This window comes from Streptomyces sp. NPDC034111 (genome assembly GCF_055575375.1).
Genome location: NZ_JBVIST010000010.1, coordinates 118,673 through 135,041 on the forward strand (window position 1 = coordinate 118,673; position 16,369 = coordinate 135,041).

At 72.4% G+C, this 16,369-nt stretch carries 16 protein-coding genes and 1 pseudogene; 5 read left to right on the forward strand and 12 right to left on the reverse strand.

Going from position 1 to position 16,369, the window contains the following annotated elements; genetic code table 11:
• Positions 1-6: 6 nt before the first annotated feature.
• The 5 genes from ACZ55A_RS22900 to ACZ55A_RS22920 form a co-directional block, all read right to left on the reverse strand.
• Positions 7-1,233, reverse strand: a complete 1,227-nt coding sequence (locus ACZ55A_RS22900; RefSeq protein ID WP_468842939.1) for a cytochrome P450 — start codon at positions 1,231-1,233, stop codon at positions 7-9.
• Between the two features lie 45 nt (positions 1,234-1,278).
• On the reverse strand, positions 1,279-2,646 hold the full coding sequence (locus ACZ55A_RS22905) for an NAD(P)/FAD-dependent oxidoreductase (RefSeq protein ID WP_468842942.1): 1,368 nt from the start codon (positions 2,644-2,646) through the stop codon (positions 1,279-1,281).
• Positions 2,636-2,845 (reverse strand): ferredoxin, encoded by a 210-nt coding sequence (locus ACZ55A_RS22910; RefSeq protein ID WP_468842945.1) that lies wholly within the window; start codon positions 2,843-2,845, stop codon positions 2,636-2,638. Before ACZ55A_RS22910 ends, ACZ55A_RS22905 begins: the two co-directional genes overlap by 11 nt.
• A 143-nt stretch (positions 2,846-2,988) precedes the next feature.
• Entirely contained in the window at positions 2,989-3,459 is a 471-nt protein-coding gene (gene cynS, locus ACZ55A_RS22915; protein ID WP_468842948.1) for a cyanase, read from the reverse strand.
• Between the two features lie 70 nt (positions 3,460-3,529).
• Positions 3,530-4,144: a carbonic anhydrase gene (locus ACZ55A_RS22920; protein ID WP_468842950.1), complete on the reverse strand. Its 615-nt coding sequence runs from the start codon at positions 4,142-4,144 to the stop codon at positions 3,530-3,532.
• 144 nt (positions 4,145-4,288) lie between these two features.
• Here ACZ55A_RS22920 and cynR point away from each other — a divergent pair, with 144 nt between their 5' ends.
• Positions 4,289-5,224: a transcriptional regulator CynR gene (cynR, locus tag ACZ55A_RS22925; protein WP_468842953.1), complete on the forward strand. Its 936-nt coding sequence runs from the start codon at positions 4,289-4,291 to the stop codon at positions 5,222-5,224.
• 216 nt (positions 5,225-5,440) lie between these two features.
• On the forward strand, positions 5,441-6,301 hold the full coding sequence (locus ACZ55A_RS22930; protein WP_468843225.1) for an MBL fold metallo-hydrolase: 861 nt from the start codon (positions 5,441-5,443) through the stop codon (positions 6,299-6,301).
• A gap of 19 nt (positions 6,302-6,320) precedes the next feature.
• Here ACZ55A_RS22930 and ACZ55A_RS22935 read toward each other — a convergent pair whose 3' ends face one another.
• The gene (locus tag ACZ55A_RS22935; protein ID WP_468842956.1) at positions 6,321-8,039 is read right to left on the reverse strand and encodes an FAD-dependent monooxygenase; all 1,719 of its coding nucleotides are present in this window, start codon (positions 8,037-8,039) and stop codon (positions 6,321-6,323) included.
• 160 nt (positions 8,040-8,199) lie between these two features.
• Here ACZ55A_RS22935 and ACZ55A_RS22940 point away from each other — a divergent pair, with 160 nt between their 5' ends.
• Entirely contained in the window at positions 8,200-8,988 is a 789-nt protein-coding gene (locus ACZ55A_RS22940; RefSeq protein ID WP_468842959.1) for a TetR/AcrR family transcriptional regulator, read from the forward strand.
• 16 nt (positions 8,989-9,004) lie between these two features.
• On the opposite strand, the gene ACZ55A_RS22945 is transcribed toward ACZ55A_RS22940, so the two are convergent.
• The 3 genes from ACZ55A_RS22945 to ACZ55A_RS22955 form a co-directional block, all read right to left on the reverse strand.
• Complete coding sequence (locus tag ACZ55A_RS22945; protein ID WP_468842961.1) at positions 9,005-10,237, reverse strand: FAD-dependent oxidoreductase; 1,233 nt, start codon at positions 10,235-10,237, stop codon at positions 9,005-9,007.
• A gap of 221 nt (positions 10,238-10,458) precedes the next feature.
• Positions 10,459-11,031, reverse strand: coding sequence for an AMIN-like domain-containing (lipo)protein (locus tag ACZ55A_RS22950; protein WP_468842964.1), 573 nt, complete (start codon positions 11,029-11,031; stop codon positions 10,459-10,461).
• 166 nt (positions 11,032-11,197) lie between these two features.
• Entirely contained in the window at positions 11,198-11,824 is a 627-nt protein-coding gene (locus ACZ55A_RS22955; protein WP_468842967.1) for an alpha-ketoglutarate-dependent dioxygenase AlkB, read from the reverse strand.
• Between the two features lie 111 nt (positions 11,825-11,935).
• Between ACZ55A_RS22955 and ACZ55A_RS22960 the strand changes: the two are divergent.
• Positions 11,936-12,331: pseudogene (locus ACZ55A_RS22960) on the forward strand (CatB-related O-acetyltransferase); the annotation flags it as partial.
• Between the two features lie 13 nt (positions 12,332-12,344).
• On the opposite strand, the gene ACZ55A_RS22965 reads toward ACZ55A_RS22960, so the two are convergent.
• Entirely contained in the window at positions 12,345-12,791 is a 447-nt protein-coding gene (locus ACZ55A_RS22965) for a DUF4345 domain-containing protein (protein WP_468842969.1), read from the reverse strand.
• Between the two features lie 112 nt (positions 12,792-12,903).
• The gene (locus ACZ55A_RS22970) at positions 12,904-14,298 is read right to left on the reverse strand and encodes a tetratricopeptide repeat protein (protein WP_468842972.1); all 1,395 of its coding nucleotides are present in this window, start codon (positions 14,296-14,298) and stop codon (positions 12,904-12,906) included.
• A gap of 352 nt (positions 14,299-14,650) precedes the next feature.
• Here ACZ55A_RS22970 and ACZ55A_RS22975 point away from each other — a divergent pair, with 352 nt between their 5' ends.
• A complete protein-coding gene (locus ACZ55A_RS22975) occupies positions 14,651-15,418 on the forward strand; it encodes a class I SAM-dependent methyltransferase (protein ID WP_468842975.1) in 768 nt (255 codons plus the stop codon).
• A 49-nt stretch (positions 15,419-15,467) separates the two neighbouring features.
• On the opposite strand, the gene ACZ55A_RS22980 is transcribed toward ACZ55A_RS22975, so the two are convergent.
• Complete coding sequence (locus tag ACZ55A_RS22980) at positions 15,468-16,190, reverse strand: ribonuclease H family protein (protein ID WP_468842977.1); 723 nt, start codon at positions 16,188-16,190, stop codon at positions 15,468-15,470.
• Positions 16,191-16,369: the final 179 nt, after the last annotated feature.

Consider the following 16,369-nt stretch of genomic DNA (forward strand, 5'->3'; position numbering starts at 1 on the left):
GTCACCTCACGCCCCCGCCCGGTCGTACTCGATCAGCAGATGCCGCGGGCCGCGCAGCACCGGGCTGCGCCGGTATGGCGGCGGATCCTCGACCAGGCGGGGCGCCTCGAGGTGCCGGATCAACTCGGTCAGCGCGATCTGGGTCTCCAGACGGGCCAGCGGGGCGCCGAAGCAGCTGTGGATGCCGCTGCCGAACCCGAGGTGCTGGTTGTCCGCGCGGTCCGGGGCGAAGCGGTCCGGGTCGCCGAACCGCTGCGGGTCCCGGTTGCCGGAGGCGAGCAGCAGGATGAGCGGGGCGCCCTTGGGGACGGTGACGCCCGCGACCTCGATGTCGGCGAGCGGGGTGCGCTGCGGCAGCATCTGGACGGGCGGCTCGTAGCGCAGCAACTCCTCGACCGCTTTGGGCATCAGTGCGGGTTCGCTGCGCAGCCGCGCCAGCTGGTCGGGGTGGCGCAGCAAGGTGAGGACGCCGTTGGTGATGAGGTTGACGGTGGTCTCGTGGCCGGCGATCAGCAGCAGGACCGAGGTGGCCATCACGTCCCACTGCGTCATGCGCCCGCCGGGGGCGTCGCCGTCACCGCTGACGAAGTCGGAGAGCATGTCGTCGGACGGCCGGCTGCGGCGCTGCTCGGCGAGCTCGCCCAGATAGAGGCCCATGGCCTTGCGCGCCTCGGATGCCGCACGTTCCCGCTCCGCGGGGTCCTCGCCCGGCGTGGGGTCGAAACCGGCCACGATGGCGTCCGCCCACTGGCGGAACTGCGGCTCGTCCTCGGTCGGCACACCCAGCAGCCGGCAGATCACGGTGACCGGCAGCGGGTAGGCGAAGTCGTCGACGAGGTCGATCCGGTCCTTGCCCCGGAATCCGGCGATCAGGTCCCCCACGATCCGGGTCATTTCGCCCTGGAGGGCGTCGATCCGGGCCGGGGTGTGGGGCGGGCCGAAGGACCGCATCGCGAGGCCGCGGAGCCGGTGGTGTTCGGGGTCGTCGAGCCCGATGAAGGACGGCGGGAGGTCTCCCCCGGCCGCGGCCTGGTCCGGTGCGGTGCGGTTGCGGCGGTCGGAGCTGATCCGGGGATCGTGCAGCAGGGCCACGATCTCGTGGTAGGTCCCGACCAGATAGCTGCCGTCGTCCTGCCGTGCCACCCCCGCCTCGCGGAGCTCTGCGTAGAGGGGGTACGGGTCGGCGCGGTGGGCGTAGTCGGTAATCCGGTGGAACAGGGTGTCCGCGGGCATGGGCGGGGCTCCTCATCGCTCTGCGTCGCCGGGGAGTGACGGGTCTCAGCGGGCCGGTTGCACAACGGTCAGGCGCCGGTCCGGCAGATGACCGGTCAGGGCGACGGTCGGACCGTGGGAGAGCACCTTCGGGTCCGGTACGTCGGAGGGGACGGGGACCGGGGACTCGGCCTGGTCGGCGATCCCCGGGCCGGGCGGAAAGGGCGCCGCCGTCTCGATCAGGCGCTGGTAGTACTCCAGCGATCTGGCCTGGTTGACGCTGACCGCGGCGGTGACCCGCCCCCGGTAGCCGTAGACGGCGACCAGCCGGGCCTCCTTGAGCGAGCCCTGGGCGATCACCACCTGGTCGGAGAAGGTGGGCACCCCCACCGACTTGATGTTGAGGCCGAACTGGCTGGACCAGAAGGCCGGTACGGTCAAGTGCGGGCGTCTGCGCGGTCCGGGGCTGACCATGTTGTGGGCCGCCACCTCGGCCTGGGCGACCGCGTTGCCCCAGTGCTCCAGGGACAGCAGCTGGTACTCGAAGAGCGGATGGGGGAAGCGGGCCACATCCCCGGCCGCGAAGATGTCGTCGGTGACGATCCCGTACATGTCGAAGGCGCGGCACCCCGCGTCGCAGGTCACGCCCCGAGGACCGGCGGCTAGTCCCGATTCGGCCAGCCACTCGGTGTTGCGGACGGCGCCCAGCGCGACCACGGCGATGTCGGCGGCCACGCGCGTACCGTCGGAGAACCGTGCACCGGTGAGCCGTCCGCCGTCGCCCTCCAGGGCGGTGACCGTCACTCCGCATCGCAGGTCGACGCCGTGGGCGCGGTGCAGCTTCGCGGCCAGTGCGCCGAGCGTCCCGCCGAGCGCACCGACCAGCGGGGCCGGTCCCCGCTCCGCGACCGTCACATCGAGGCCGCGCTCCCGGCAGGCGGAGGCGATCTCCGAACCGGTGAAGCCGGCTCCGATGACCAGCACCCGCCGCGGCCCGGCGTCGAGGCGGTCGGCGAGGCGCCGCGCATCATCGCTCGTGCGCAGGGTGAACACTCCGTCCAGTGCGGCCTCGTCCGGGTTCGGCCAGGGCCGGGCACGGGTGCCGGTGGCGATCAGCAGCCGGTCGAAGGGCACCTCCGTGCCGTCGGCGAGCAGCACCCGCTTGCCGACCGGATCGAGCCCGGCCGCCCGCACACCGAGCTTCCACCGGGCGTCCAGTGCCCGGCGCTGCGGCAGGCCGGTGTGCTCCGCCGGCACCCGGCCGAGCAGCACCTGTTTGGACAGCGGCGGCCGGTCGTACGGCGGCCGCCGTTCCTCCCCGATCAGGGTCAGCGAACCGGCGAACCCCTTCGCGCGGAGCGTCTCGGCGGCCCGCAGCCCGGCGAGCGACGCGCCGACGACCACGATCCGGCCGTCGCGTGGTTCACCGTTCACCGGTGCCCGCCTCCTCCCCCATGAGGATGGCCTGTACCGGACACGCCGCGGCGGCGCGGCGCACCCGTTCCTCCTGCTCCTGGGGGACGACCGGCGTGTACAACAGGGCCTCCTCGCCGTGCAGGGTGAACACCTCGGGCGCGAGGAAGGCGCACTGCGCATAACCCTGGCAGCGGTTGAGGTCGACGACGATGTTCATCCCGCGCACCCACTCCTCCCGCCGCCACGCCCGTCACCTCCGTCCTACTGGCGACCCCCGCGTACGGCAGGCGGCGCTGGCCCATCGGAGGGGTGACGCGGGGTGACGGGGGCGGGGCGACGGGGTGTGGCGGCCGGGGTGCCTCAGAACGGCTTGGTGGGCAGGTACTTGCCGTCCAGGGTGATCACGGCACGCTCACCGCCGTCGGGGTCGGCGACCTTCCGCACATCGAGCCTGAAGTTGATCGCGCTGATGATGCCGTCCCCGAACTGCTCGTGGACCAGGGCCTTCAGCGTGGTGCCGTACACCTGGAGGATTTCGTAGAAGCGGTAGATCGTCGGGTCGGTCGGCACCGTGCCGTCGAGTGAGCCGCGGGTGGGGACGGTCTGGAGGAGCAGCGCGGCGTCCTCGTCCAGGCCCAGCAGCTCGGCGACGGCCTCGGCCGAGGGCCGCGGAAGGGCGTGCTGTCCGAGGACGGCGGCGGTGACGAAGGCGACCGACAGTCCGGCGGCGTCCGCGATCTGCTGCCAGGACAGGTCCTTGCGGGTCTTGGCCGCGACCGCGGTGGTGGCGAGCTCCCGGCGGGCGGTGGGGTCGAGCTGTGCGTGTGCCATGAAAGGGGTCCTTCTGGAGAGGGGTGGTGGTCTCAGGGTGCTGTTCCCGGCGCTCCGCACCGGGGAGGGGTCAGGGGGTGGCCGCCAGCGGGACGAACCGGTCCCGGGACGGCTCGAACGCCTCGACGGTGCCGGTGGCGATGTCGAAGACCCAGCCGTGCACGGACACGGTGTTCCGCGCGAGGGCGCGGGCCACCGAGGGGTGGGTGGCCAGGTTGGCGAGCTGCGTACGGACGTTGTCCCGTACCAGGGCGTCGACGGCGCCGCCGTCCGGCGCGGGCCCGGCCGTACGGGCCCGGGCGGCGTCGGCGTGGCGCAGCCAGTCGGCGACGGCGGGCAGCGTCGAGAGGTCGTGGCCGTGGGCCAGGGCCGTCATCGCTCCGCAGCCGGAGTGCCCGCAGACGATGACATCGGCGACGCCCAGCACGCTGACGGCGTACTCGATGCCGGCGGCCACACCGTCCGCACCAGGGGTGTGGGCGGGGACGAGGTTGCCGGCGGTACGGATGACGAACAGTTCACCCGCCGCGGCCTGGGTGATCGCTTCCGGGACGACCCGGGCATCGGAGCAGCTGATGAACAGCGCGCTCGGGTTGTGGGTGGTGGCGAGCCGGGCGAAGTGTTCCGCCTGGGCCGGAAAGACCTCGCGCCGGAAGCGCTCGACGCCCGCGGCGAGGTGCTGCATGGTGACTCCCTTCGATCGGTCGCCGGTGTGTGAACCGGCGTTGTCGACTGCTCCACCACCCTCGCCGACCTGGACCTATAGGTCCAAGACGAAGAATCCATGGCAGCTATTGGTCTCATCTATAGCGCGCCTATAGTGGGAGCCGTGGCTATCGAACTGCGTCATCTGCGGTATCTGCTCGCGGTCGCCGAGCACGCCGGCTTCACCCGTGCCGCCGAGGCGCTGCACATCTCCCAGCCCACGCTCTCGCAGCAGATCAAGCAGCTGGAGCGCGCGCTGAAGGTGCAGCTGCTCGACCGCACCGGCCGCGGCGTGCGGCTGACCGATGCGGGCGAGGCCTACGTCGCCTACGCACGGCGGGCCCTCCAGGATCTCGCCGCGGCGGAACGTGCCGTGCTCGACGTCCAGGACCTCTCGCGCGGCACGCTGCGGCTGGCGATGACACCGACGTTCACCGCCTACCTCATCGGCCCGCTGGCCGCTGCCTTCCACACCCGGTACCCGGAAATCTCCCTGGAGCTACGGGAGATGACGCAGGATCATATGGAGTCGGCCCTGCTCGCCGACGAGCTGGACCTCGGCATCGCCTTCAGCGGGAGCCACCTTCCCGGCATCGAAGCGACCGCACTCTTCACCGAGACCCTGAGCCTCGTCGTCGGCAACGCCCACCCTCACCGCCGGCGCACCCGTCCACTGCCCGTGGAGGAGCTGGCCGGCCATCAACTGGCCCTGCTGAGCGGCAACTTCGCCACCCGGGTGCATATCGACGAGTACTTCACCCGGCACCGGGTCGCCCCGCGCATCGCGGTCGAGGCCAACTCCATCAGCGCCCTCACCGAGATCGTCCGGCGCGGCACCCTCGCCACGGTCCTGCCCGACGCCCTCACCGTCGGCCACCCGCGCCTCCACCCCGTCCCGCTCAGCCCTCCCCTCCCCGCCCGCACCGTCACCCTCCTGTCACGCGAGGACGCCTACCGCAGCGCCGCGGCCCGGGCGTTCAGCAGCCTGGTCCGCACCTGGGACCCCACCTCCTCCCCCTCGGATCATGGACATGACGAGCAGCCCGCGGACAGGCGGTGAGAGGGGCGGTCGCCGCAAGAAACAAGATCTGACGCTCCTTCCACTTTGCGCGGCCACCGGCGAACCTCGTGGTCACGGGGCCGGAGAGCCCCGGTTTCGGCTACCGAACACACAGGAAGTGGTCACACCGTGGACGAGGCACACACCCCCCACCCCGGGCAGGCGACCGGCACCGGAACGGCCGGCCCGGAGGCGGACGGAGCCGCCGGCTGGTACGTGGACGAGCGCTGCACCAACTGTGACGTCGCCCGCCAGCTCGCGCCCGGGCTGATCTGTGAGGTCGACGGACGCTCCCGGATGCTGCGCCAGCCGCGGGACACGGCGGACGAACACCGGTTGTACGCCGCCGCGTTCGCCTGCCCCACCCGTTCCGTCCGCCCCGCCTCCCGCCGGCTGGAGGCGGCCCGGGACCCGTTCCCGCTGCCGCTCGACGACGACGGCACCGTCCATCTCTGCGGGCACAACTCACCGGCCACCGCGGGCGCCAACTCCTATCTCGTACAACGCCCTTCCGGGACCTTGATGATGGTCGACACCCCGCGCTGGAGCGAGTCGCTGGCCGCACGGTACGAGCAGCTCGGTCCGGTCACCGATGTCCTGCTCACCCACCGGGACCATGCGGCGCACGGCCGCCGGTACGCCGACCGCTTCGGCGCCAGGCTGTGGATCCACGAGGGCGATCTCGATGCGGCCCCGGACGCCGACCGGGTGCTGCGCGGTACCGGGACCGTCGAGATCGCCGAGGGGATGCTCGCCCATCCGCTTCCCGGGCACACCGAGGGGAGCGTGCTCTATGTGGCCGATGAGCGGTACTGCTTCAGCGGTGACAGCTTCTACTGGTCACGCACCCGGGACGACCTGGAGGTGGCGGAGAGCGTCACCTGGTACTCCATCGAAGAGCTGGCCGCGTCGTTGGCCCGGACGGCCGACCGGCTGCGCTTCGAGTGGCTGCTGCCCGGTCACGGCGACCGCAAGCGCCTGCCCGCGCCGCAGATGGCGGAGCGGATGCGGGAGTTGACGTCCCGCGTCCGCCGGCTGCGGCCCCGCCCGGTCGACTTCACCGCGGTGCGCTGGTGAGCCGTCGCCCGCCCCCTCCTCACCCCGGCACGGGAGCCGGTGCCGAGGCGGTTGCCGTCCCTGCGTCGTGTGCCGTACGGCTCTCACGGGCGAGGAGCCGGGTGAGTGCCCGCGCCAGGTCGCCGGTGGGGTTCTCGGACCGGGTGGCCGAACGCCAGCCGACGAACTGGTCGGGGCGCACCAGCAGCGCACCGCTCCCGTCGAGACCGGCGCTCTGCGGCCACCTCCCGTGCGGATCGGTCACCTCAGCACCCGGGGCGATCTTGTACGCACCGAGCTCCACCCCGAGCCGGTCCGCCGCCTCCCGTGCCGCCTGGATCCACCGGTCGCCGTCGGCGCCGGTCAGCAGGGTGAAACGGGACCGCACCAGGTCGAGCGTGGAGAGCCGGCGGCCGTCCCGCTCGACCCACAGGTGCGGGAGGCGGGAGCCGGGGGTGCCGTCCAGGGTGAGGGTGACGTCCTCGCGGGAGGGCAGCTCCGGTTGCGCGCCGATCACGGCGGCGGAGTCATAGCGGTAACCCAGATGCACGACCGGCGCGTTGACGACACCGGCGTCGGCGCGCGCCGACGCCATCTGCGGGCTCTGGTCCCAGTGCAGCCGTGGATCGGCCAGTCGCAGCAGGGACTGCTCCAGTGCGAGCGCCGCCACCGGGCGGCGTTCGGCCGGATAGCTGGTGAGCAGCGCGGGCCCGGCCTGACCGCGCAGTACGGCGGCCAGTTTCCAGGCCAGGTTGTGTGCGTCGGCGATCCCGGTGTTCAGGCCGAAGGCGCCCAACGGCGGGTTGGTGTGCGCCGCGTCGCCGATCAGGAACACCCGGCCGTCCTGGAAACGGTCGGCCAGCAGCCCCCGCGGTCGCCACGGCAAGGTGCTCAGCACCTCCACATCGAGTTCCGGGGCGCCGATTGCCGTACGGATGAGTGCGCGGCAGCGTTCCGGCGTGAAAGCGTCCGCCGAGCCGCCGGTGCTCGGGTCGTACACGGTGTGGAAGATCCACTCCTGCTCGCCGTCGACGGTCACCAGCAGACCGGGCGCGTCGGGGTGGGTGAGGTCGCAGGCGACGAAGGACCGGCCCTTCGTGTAGGCGGCGAGGTCGGCCCGGAACAGGATGTTCACCATGGGACTGCCGAGTTCGCCCGGCCCTGAGGTGGCGATGCCGAGCGCATCCCGTACGCCGCTGCGCGCACCGTCGGCGGCCACCAGGTAGTCCGCCCGGACGACTTGGCGGTCGTTGCTGCCGTGGTCGTGGGCGTGGCCTTCGATGATCGCGGTGACGCCGTCGTCGTCCTGCTCGAAGGACAGCAGCCGGGCCGAGTGTCGGACGAGGGCGCCCCGGTCGCGGGCCGCCGGCAGCAGGACGGAGTCCAGCCGGTTCTGCGGGCAGGTGCCCCGCAGATCGCTCGGGCTGACCTGGCCGCCCGGCCGGGGCGCGGATCCCGTACCCGCAGGCGAGGAGGGCGGCGCGGGCAGTTCGGCCTCGGCCAGGGTCCTGGCGGAGATCTTTCCGAGGCGGCCGGCCGACATATCGACGGCGACCGCGTCGACCGCCTCGTCGATGCCGGTCTCGCGGAGGAATTCCACGGTCCGCGGTCCGAGTCCGGTGGCCCGTGGGTGGCGGGACGGCCCGGCCTGGCGCTCCACGACGAGGCACGCCACCCCGTGGTGGGCCAGGAAGAGCGCGGCGGACAGACCGACCGTGCCACCGCCGGCGATGAGGACGGGAATACGGATTTCGGCCATGACATCTCCCCCGTAATGGCTGAGGACAACAGCGCTCATGGCCATGGCGCCCGGGCTGTGACGCCCAGGGCCACGGCACTTATGGATACAGCGTTTCCACAACGGGTACACCGTAGCCATTGCGCTACGCTGTGCGCAACGGCCCGGACAGGAGGACCCGATGACCGATGCGGCGCAGGAGCCGGCCCCGGCCCTGGTGTGGCAGAAGGACCGGCGCACCCCGCGGCGCCAGGCCCCGAGCGTGGAGCGGATCGTGCAGACCGCCCTCGCCATCGCCGACCAGGAAGGGCTGTCCGCCCTGTCGATGCGCCGGGTGGCCACCGCGCTCCGCTCCGGTACGGCCTCGCTCTATCGCTATGTGGCGAGCCGGGACGAACTGCTGGATCTGATGATCGACGAGGTACACGGCGAAGCCGCCCCGCCGGCCCTCTCCGGCGACTGGCGCCTGGACCTCACCCACGTCGCCCGGGACGTACGCGCCACCCTGCTCCGCCACCCCTGGCTCGGCTCCGAGCTCACCGGCCGCCCCGCGCTCGGCGCGAACTCACTGCGCCGGCACGACCTCGCGCTCACCGCTGCCGCCGCACTCACCCCGGACATCACCTTCGCCACCCGTGCCGTGGACACCGTCATGGCGTACGTCTTCGGGACGGTCGCCCAGGAACTGGCCGAGCTTCAGGCGCAGCGGCGGTCCGGACTGACCGAGGACCAGTGGCGGGCCGCCGTCGGCCCCTACATCCGCGAGGTCATCGACAGCGGCACCTATCCGCAGTTCGCGCGCAGGGTGATCGAGGCCGAAGACGCCACGCCCGCCGAGCAGTTCGAGTTCGGCCTGGCCTGCGTCCTTGACGGCCTCGCGGCCAGGGCCGGCACCACGGGTGCCGCATCGCCCGGTGCCGCTTCCCGCGGAGCCGCGGCCCCCGGGGCCGGGCCCGCCGGCGAGGAGTGAGGAGACGTACCGGGGCTCAGCGCAGGGCGGCGGCCGGAGGACGTTCCCGCACCGCGCCATAGGCCAGGAAGTACGCCGGCACCCGGTTCAACCACCGTGAGGTGGTGAGCAGTTCGGCCGCCCGCTGCGCCCGCCGGGGGTTGCCGAAGGGCGGCTCCCCGGCCAGCACCGGCCCGATGACCCGCCGATGGGCGAGCCGCTGGAGCGCCTGGGTCAGCGCCGTGGTCGGCCAACGGCGGCGCTGGATGGCGCGTACGTCCCGCAGGCCGACCGTGCCCGCATGCAGGGGCCCGACGAGATGGCGGGCGGCGGCGACCGCGTCCTCGACGGCGAGGTTGATACCGATGCCGAAGACCGGCGACATCGCATGCGCCGCATCGCCGATGCACAGCAGACCCGGCCGGTGCCAGCGGCTCAGCCGGTCGAGCCGTACGTCGAGCAGCTTGACCTCGTCCCAGGAGTTCAGCGCCCGCACCCGGTCGGCGAGCCACGGGGCGGCCACCCTGAAGTTGGCCATGAAGGGCGCCAGACCGGCGGCGCGGCGCTCGGCGTCGGTCCCCTTGGGAATCAGCGCGGCGCACTGCCAGTAGTCCCCGCGGTCGATCATGGCGGCGAGGAGACGGTCGCCGGCGCCGCCCACGAGGCCGTGCGGGTCGCCGTCGCGCCGCGGCAGCCGGAACCACCAGGCGTCCATGGGGCAGGCGAAGCTCCGCAGCCCCAGCTCGGGCAGCGACCGGGCCAGTGAGCCCCGGCCGTCGCAGGCGACGGTGAGGGTGGCGCGGAGTTCACCGGTACCGCCGTCGGAGGTGCGGTAGCGCACGCCCACGACCCGGCCGCGGTCCAAGAGGAACGAGGTCGCCCCGGTGCTCATCCGCAGCGAGAAGGACGGCTCCCGCCGGGCCTCGTCCGCGAGCAGGTCGAGCAGGTCCCACTGCGGCACCATCGCGATGTAGTTGAACGCGCCCGGCAGCGCGCCGATGTCTCCGACGGTGACCAGCGAACGGTCCGGCCCCAGCGGCAGTTGAACCGTCGTCACCCGCCGCTGGGGCAGCCGGGCGAACCGCTCGGTCAGCCCGAGGTCGTCCAGCAGGGCGAGCGTGGAAGGGTGCACGGTGTCACCGCGGAAGTCGCGGAGGAAGTCCTGATGCTTCTCCAGGACGGTGACCGCGATGCCCGCCCGGGCGAGCAGCAGTCCGAGCACCATGCCGGCCGGGCCGCCGCCCACCACACAGCAAGTGGTCCGTTCCATGGCCACCGCTCCCTTCCACGAGGTCCCGCGCACCGCGGACGAGCCGCGGGCAGCCGGCGGCACCCCACGGGCGCCTGCGCGGATGCCCGCACCTCACCATCGCACCGCAGTCACCCGCCCCGCACATCCACGCGCTCAGCGGGCGGAGCACGGAAGGCGGGCCCCCGGTACGTCCGCGGTCCGCGGTGCCAGGGCGAGGCCCTAGGCCCTGACCTGCACGGTTACCAGGTGTGGGCGACGTCCACGATCAGCGTGTGCCCGGACTGCTGCACGCGGAACGGCAGCTTCCCGCGCACGCCGAGGCCGACCTGGGTCTGCCCCTCGAAGCTCGCACCGAACTTGGTGTCCTTGAACGTGCGGTAACCGCTGATGTTCACACCCGGCAGCGGCTTCCCGGCCACGCCCGCGTAGGTCTGCTTACCGGTCGACGGGTCATGGCTCGGCACGGACACATAGATCTCCAGAATGGCGCCGCCCTTGACCGGTATCCGCTCACCGGAGCCGTCCTGGTGGAACGCGTCGACATAACCCACGTGGTAGCCGGCCTTGCCCTTGGCACCGAGGTCGAAGACCATCCGGTCGTAGCACGCGCTCCGGCTGGTCTTGATGTTCTTCAGCGAACCGCCGTTCGCGTCCGTGGCCGACTTGGTGCCGCTGCCCCAGTTCACCGCGCAGGCGGCCGCCGAGCCGGCCTTGCCGACCGGGCCGGTCGCGGCGCCGGCCATCCCGGCCGTGCCCAGCAACCCGGCGCCCGCCAGGGCGACCACCGCGGTCGCTGCCCCGAAACGTCGCATGACATACCCCCACAAGAAGAGTTCATTACAGGTGCGTCCGATAGGACGGGTGCCCCGGCCCTCGCGTTGTGCGAACGGTCGATATTCAGCCGTACCGTGGCGAAGTTGTCGTGAAAGCGGGCCCGTTGATCATCTTGCGGCCGCAACCGGGGCACCATGCCGGCCTTCAGTGCACACCGCGCGGACGGAACTGGATGCTGATCCGGGGGCCGGCGGCCCGGGTGCTCTTGGGGATGGCGTGCTCCCAGGTCCGCTGGCAGGAGCCACCCATCACGATCAGGTCGCCGTGTCCGAGCGGCCGCCGTACGGCACTCCCGCCGCGCCGCGGGCGCAGCAGCAGATCGCGCGGCGCGCCCACGGACAGGATGGCAACCATCGTGTCCTCGCGCCTGCCGCGGCCGGTCCGGTCACCGTGCCAGGCCACGCTGTCCCGGCCGTCGCGGTAGTAGCACAGGCCGGCCGTGGTGAACGGTTCCCCGAGCTCAGTGGCGTAATGGGCGGAGAGGGCGTCCCGCGCCTCTTCGAGCACGGGGTGCGGCAGCGGATCGCCCTCGCCGTAGGAGGCGAGCAGCCGCGGCACGTCGACCACGCGCTCGTACATCTGCCTGCGCTCGGCCAGCCAGGGCACCTCGGTGGCGAGCCGCACGAAGAGGGCGTCGGCCCCGCTCAGCCACCCGGGCAGCAGATCGATCCAGGCACCGTCGCCGAGCTCGGTACGGCGCAGCCCGTGGAGCGGGCCGAGACGGATGTCGTCGGTCTGGTCGAAGAGCGAGCCCTGGAGATGCGTGCCCATGCCTCCAGCGTAACCGTTAAATCGAATGCATGTTCTGACCGGTGGGTGCGGTGAGCCGGTCCGGCCCGGTCCCCTGGGCCTCCGGGAGGCGTTTTAACCCGTTGCGGACGCTCCGGCCATGGACTGGATGGGCCACCAGAGCCGTGCCGGACGGGGGCGTGGGCCGAGCACTTCGGCCTCCTCACCGGCCTGCCCGGCCGGGGCGACACCGTGGTCGGCCATGACGTCTGGTTCGGCTACCGGGCCACGGTGATGCCGGGCGTACGCATCGGTCACGGCGCCGTCATCGCCTCCGGCTCCGTCGTCGTCGAGGACGTACCCCACTACGGCGTCGTCGGCGGCAATCCGGCACGCCTCATCCGCCGCCGCTACGGCGACGAGGACATCGCGCGCCTGCTGGACGTCGCCTGGTGGGACTGGCCGGCCGAACACCTCACCGCGCACATCAGCACCCTGATGTCCGGCAGCATCGACGAGCTGGAAGCCGCGGCGCCCACCAGGCAGTAGCCGCCGCCCCCGTTCAGCGGGCGTGGCCCGACGTCACCCCTCCCCCGGGCGCCCGGCCGGCCACCCGCTCGTCGGCCCGTTGAACCGCCCGTTCGTCCGCGGGCGCCAGCCAGAAGTACAGCGGAGGCAGGACGAGTTCCACGGCCGTCAGCACGACCTGGAACCACTGTGGCCAGCCGTGCACGGCCACGGACACGAGCCGGCCCACACCACCGAGCAGAAAGATCCCCGCAAGCCACCGCACCGCCTTCGCGGGGATCGGTGACTGCCGGCCGGCCCAGATCCAGGCGAGGCCGTACCCGAGGAAGACCGGCCCGTAGAACCGCTCCCGGCTGTCGACGGTGGCACCGGCCGAGCCCTCGCCCGGCACCGAGTCGATACCGAGGACGAGGTGGAAAGCACCGATCGCCACGCAGGCGAACCCCATGCTCAGCACCAGCCACTTGAGAACCCTGGCCACGATCCGACACCCCTTCACACGATTGGACACGCGTCCACCAGCAGGGCTCCCACGCCCTCCGGTACCGCTGCTTCCCCGACAAGCACGATATGGCGGCTGACCCGTACGCCACTCAGCCGGCGGCCTGGGCAGCCGCGCGTTCGCGGGCGGCCGCCGCTCGTTGCGGGGCGCCGAGTTGGTCCTCCAGGCGGGCCTTGGCGGCCCAGTTGTACGGGCAGACCGGGCGGAGCTGGATGCGTTCGCTCAGCAGGGTCCGGGCCAGGTCGGTACGGCCTGCGCGGAGGGAGGCCTCGACGAGGGTCCGTTGGATCGCGTCGCGCTGGGCGTGGCTGCCGCCGAAGGTGTGCAGACGGTGGCGGACGGGCAGCAGCAGGTCGGTGGCCGTGACGTAGTCCTGCCGTCCGTAGGCGATCAGTGCCCGGCAGACCGGCAGGCCGATGTCGGACGTCATCGCGCGGTTGGCCACCCCGGGCGCCGCCGCCAGCCAGTCTTCCCGCTCCTGGACGAGGCGTTGGGCCTGGGCGAGGCGGCCTGCTCCCACGTAGGCCATCACCGCATGGGCGTCGTTGAAGGCGTAGTGGGGGCCGTCATGACGGCGCTCCCAGGCATCGGCGAGCCGGGCCCATCGTGCGCTCTGCGCGTCCTGGGCGAGGTACAGCCTCCACAACAGGGCGGCGGCGTCGAGGAGTTCCATCGCCACACCGGCCGATCCCTGGTGGTGCAGGACGGAGTCGTAGATCTCCAGTACGCGGGCGGTGTCGCCGGTCTCCAGGGTGTAGAGGGCGTAGTGCCACCAGTTGTGGACGGTGAGCAGGGTGCCGCTCGCCCAGTCGTCGGTCCGGGCGTCGAGGAAGCGGATTCCTTCGGTGAAGCGTCCGCGCATCTCGTACGTGTGCACCACGCTGTGGATCCCCCACACATCGCGCGGATGCCGGGCCAGGGCCGCCAGGCCGACCTCCTCGGCACGCTCGTAGTGGCCCGACTCCTCCAGTCCGAACGCGTACATGCCGAGCAGCGGTCCATGGTGCGGGTCGTCCTCGTCCCAGGCGTCCAGGGCTCCGCCGATGCGGTCGCGGAGGCGCTGGGCGTCGCCGGTGAGGAAGTCGTGCTGATGCCCGGCGAAGAGGGCCAGCGCATCGCGCGGGAAGGCGACGGAGAGGTCGCCGAGGATGCGGCCTGCGCCGTGGACGTCACCGTCCAGCCACGCCGTTGCGGCGGCGAGATGCATCCGCTCCCGGGGCGTCAGCCGCTCGGTGTCCAGGCCGGAGCGGAAGCGGGCGAAGTCCTCGCGTGCGGCGGCCGCGTCCTTCTCCTCGGTCCCCAGGACACCCAGATAGGCGACCAGGGCCTGGCCCATCACGGAGCGCGGCGAGGCGGCGAGTACCGACCGCGCCGTCTCCATGACCTGGGGGCGGAAGAAGAGCAGGTCGTCCAGGGCCTGTTCGTATGGGGTGAGGGCCTCGGCGCCGGTGTCGGTCATGGCATGTCCGTGCCGATCAGCTGTCATGGGTACCTGTACCTCCGGTGTGACGTGCGGCGCCGCGGCGCGTCCGGTCATCGTGCCCGGCCACGGAGGGCCTCATGACGCCCTTTCAGGCAACTGGCCGAACTGCGTTCACTCACGGCTGTGCCCCGGCACCCGTCCCTCGGCGGAAAACACCCGCCGGAGTCCCGGAGAACACCCCCGTGACGGCCCACGCCGGGGCCGTGGGCGACGCTCCACCCCCAGCCGTGAGCGGCACCCTTCCCCCGCTGCCCCCACCCCCGCACACGTCCCGCCACAGCCGCCGCCCACACCACCTGATCCGGGCTTTTGCGACAGCGGAACCTACGATCGCCGGACAGGGAAGGGGGACCGGATGGACCGGAACATCCGCACCGTGGACGATGTACTCGCGCTCCTGGACGGCCTGTTCGCGCCGGAGGCCGACCGCTGGACGGCGGACGCCGCCTCCTGGTGGGACAGCTTTTACGCGGACCGCTCCAGGCCCGTGCCGTTCTTCGTGGAGAAGCCCGACGAAAACCTGGTCTCGTACCTCGACCGCGGGCTGCTCACCCCGGGGCGCGCCCTCGATCTGGGCTGCGGTCCGGGCCGCAACGCGCTCCACCTGGCCGCATCAGGCTTCGCGGTGGACGCTGTGGACCTCTCCCCGGCGGCCCTCGCCTGGGCCGAGGACCGCGCCCGGGGAGCGGGGGCCGACGTCAGGTTCCACCGCGGCGACGCATTCGCCCTCGTGGACTCCGCACTCCACGGCCCGTACGACCTGATCTACGACTCCGGCTGCTTCCACCATCTGCCGCCACACCGCCGCATCAGCTACCTGGCGCTCCTCGACCGGGCCCTCGCACCCGGCGGCCATTTCGCCCTCACCTGCTTCGCGGCGGGCGCGATGGGTTCCGAACTCGGTGACACCGACTTCTACCGCCAGTCCCGCCTGCACGGCGGCCTCGCCTACAGCCCGGAGTCCCTGCGCCGGATCTTCTCCGACCTGACGGAGCGCGAACTGCGCCGTATGCACGACGAGTCAGCGCAGTCCCCGCGCTTCGGCGAACCCTTCCTCTGGACGGCCCTGTTCCGCCGCGACGCCCCGAGACCGCCGGCCACGCCCGGCCGCGCGCCCGCCTGAGAGGACGGGGCCGCACGGCCCGACGGGCGCCCGGCAGACTCCTGGCGCCCTACTCGCCGGCGCCGGAGCGGCACGCGGAGTGCCCCCAGCCGTCCGGGTTCTTGGCGATCGGCTCACCCGCGGCGTACGAGCGCCCGCAGCGGCAGCGGCCGGGGAACTTGGCCTTCAGGGTCCGGGCCGAGTTCTTGGAGGTCCGCCGCGGCGAGGAGGCCGTCTTCACCGCAGCGCCGCCGGCGCTGCGGCGCGCCCCGGCGGGCCGGGCGGTGTCCGGCGCGGCCGGCGGCTCCGGGGAACCGAGCTCGCTGCCGGCGGCCTCCTGGACGACCGCTGCCTGGCTCGCGGCCCGGTCGGCGAAGTCATTGAGCCGGTCGCCGTCCACCTGGTGCGCGGGTACGTAGCGGAACTCCACCGAGCGCCCGGTCAGCAGGGCGTCGATGCGTACGACGAGCTCCTGGTTGGCGACCGGCTTGCCCGACGCGGTCTTCCAGCCCTTTCGCTTCCAGCCGGGCAGCCAGGTCGTGACGGCCTTCATGGCGTACTGCGAGTCCATCCGGATCTCTAGGGGCACGGCCGGGTCGATGGCCGAGAGCAGACGCTCCAGCGCAGTGAGCTCGGCGACATTGTTCGTCGCGGTGCCCAGCGGACCGGCCGCCCAGCGGACGACGGTCTCCTGGTCGTCAGCGATCACCCATGCCCAGCCGGCGGGCCCTGGGTTCCCCTTCGATGCACCATCACATGCGGCAATCACGCGTTCAGCCATGCGCGCGATCATGCCAGGCAGCTCCCCGGTGAGCGAAGTCGCGTCCGCGGGAGCGACGTGTTAGACGGGTGGGATGGGCCGGGGACGGTGAGGTTGCGCGGCCGTGGTCCGGCGTGCGCCCCTCCCAGGGCAGCTCCTAGGCTGGAGGCAAGACCGCGGTGAGCCTTCCGCCCGCGGCCGGGGCCGAGGGA

Coding starts and splice junctions, on each gene's coding strand:
- ACZ55A_RS22940 (WP_468842959.1), top strand. CDS start 8,200: ATGACCGATGCGGCGCAGGAGCCGGCCCCGGCCCTGGTGTGGCAGAAG.
- ACZ55A_RS22935 (WP_468842956.1), bottom strand. CDS start 8,039: ATGGCCGAAATCCGTATTCCCGTCCTCATCGCCGGCGGTGGCACGGTC.
- ACZ55A_RS22980 (WP_468842977.1), bottom strand. CDS start 16,190: ATGATCGCGCGCATGGCTGAACGCGTGATTGCCGCATGTGATGGTGCA.
- ACZ55A_RS22900 (WP_468842939.1), bottom strand. CDS start 1,233: ATGCCCGCGGACACCCTGTTCCACCGGATTACCGACTACGCCCACCGC.
- ACZ55A_RS22975 (WP_468842975.1), top strand. CDS start 14,651: ATGGACCGGAACATCCGCACCGTGGACGATGTACTCGCGCTCCTGGAC.
- cynS (WP_468842948.1), bottom strand. CDS start 3,459: ATGGCACACGCACAGCTCGACCCCACCGCCCGCCGGGAGCTCGCCACC.
- ACZ55A_RS22970 (WP_468842972.1), bottom strand. CDS start 14,298: ATGACAGCTGATCGGCACGGACATGCCATGACCGACACCGGCGCCGAG.
- ACZ55A_RS22950 (WP_468842964.1), bottom strand. CDS start 11,031: ATGCGACGTTTCGGGGCAGCGACCGCGGTGGTCGCCCTGGCGGGCGCC.
- ACZ55A_RS22910 (WP_468842945.1), bottom strand. CDS start 2,845: ATGAACATCGTCGTCGACCTCAACCGCTGCCAGGGTTATGCGCAGTGC.
- ACZ55A_RS22920 (WP_468842950.1), bottom strand. CDS start 4,144: ATGCAGCACCTCGCCGCGGGCGTCGAGCGCTTCCGGCGCGAGGTCTTT.
- ACZ55A_RS22955 (WP_468842967.1), bottom strand. CDS start 11,824: ATGGGCACGCATCTCCAGGGCTCGCTCTTCGACCAGACCGACGACATC.
- ACZ55A_RS22945 (WP_468842961.1), bottom strand. CDS start 10,237: ATGGAACGGACCACTTGCTGTGTGGTGGGCGGCGGCCCGGCCGGCATG.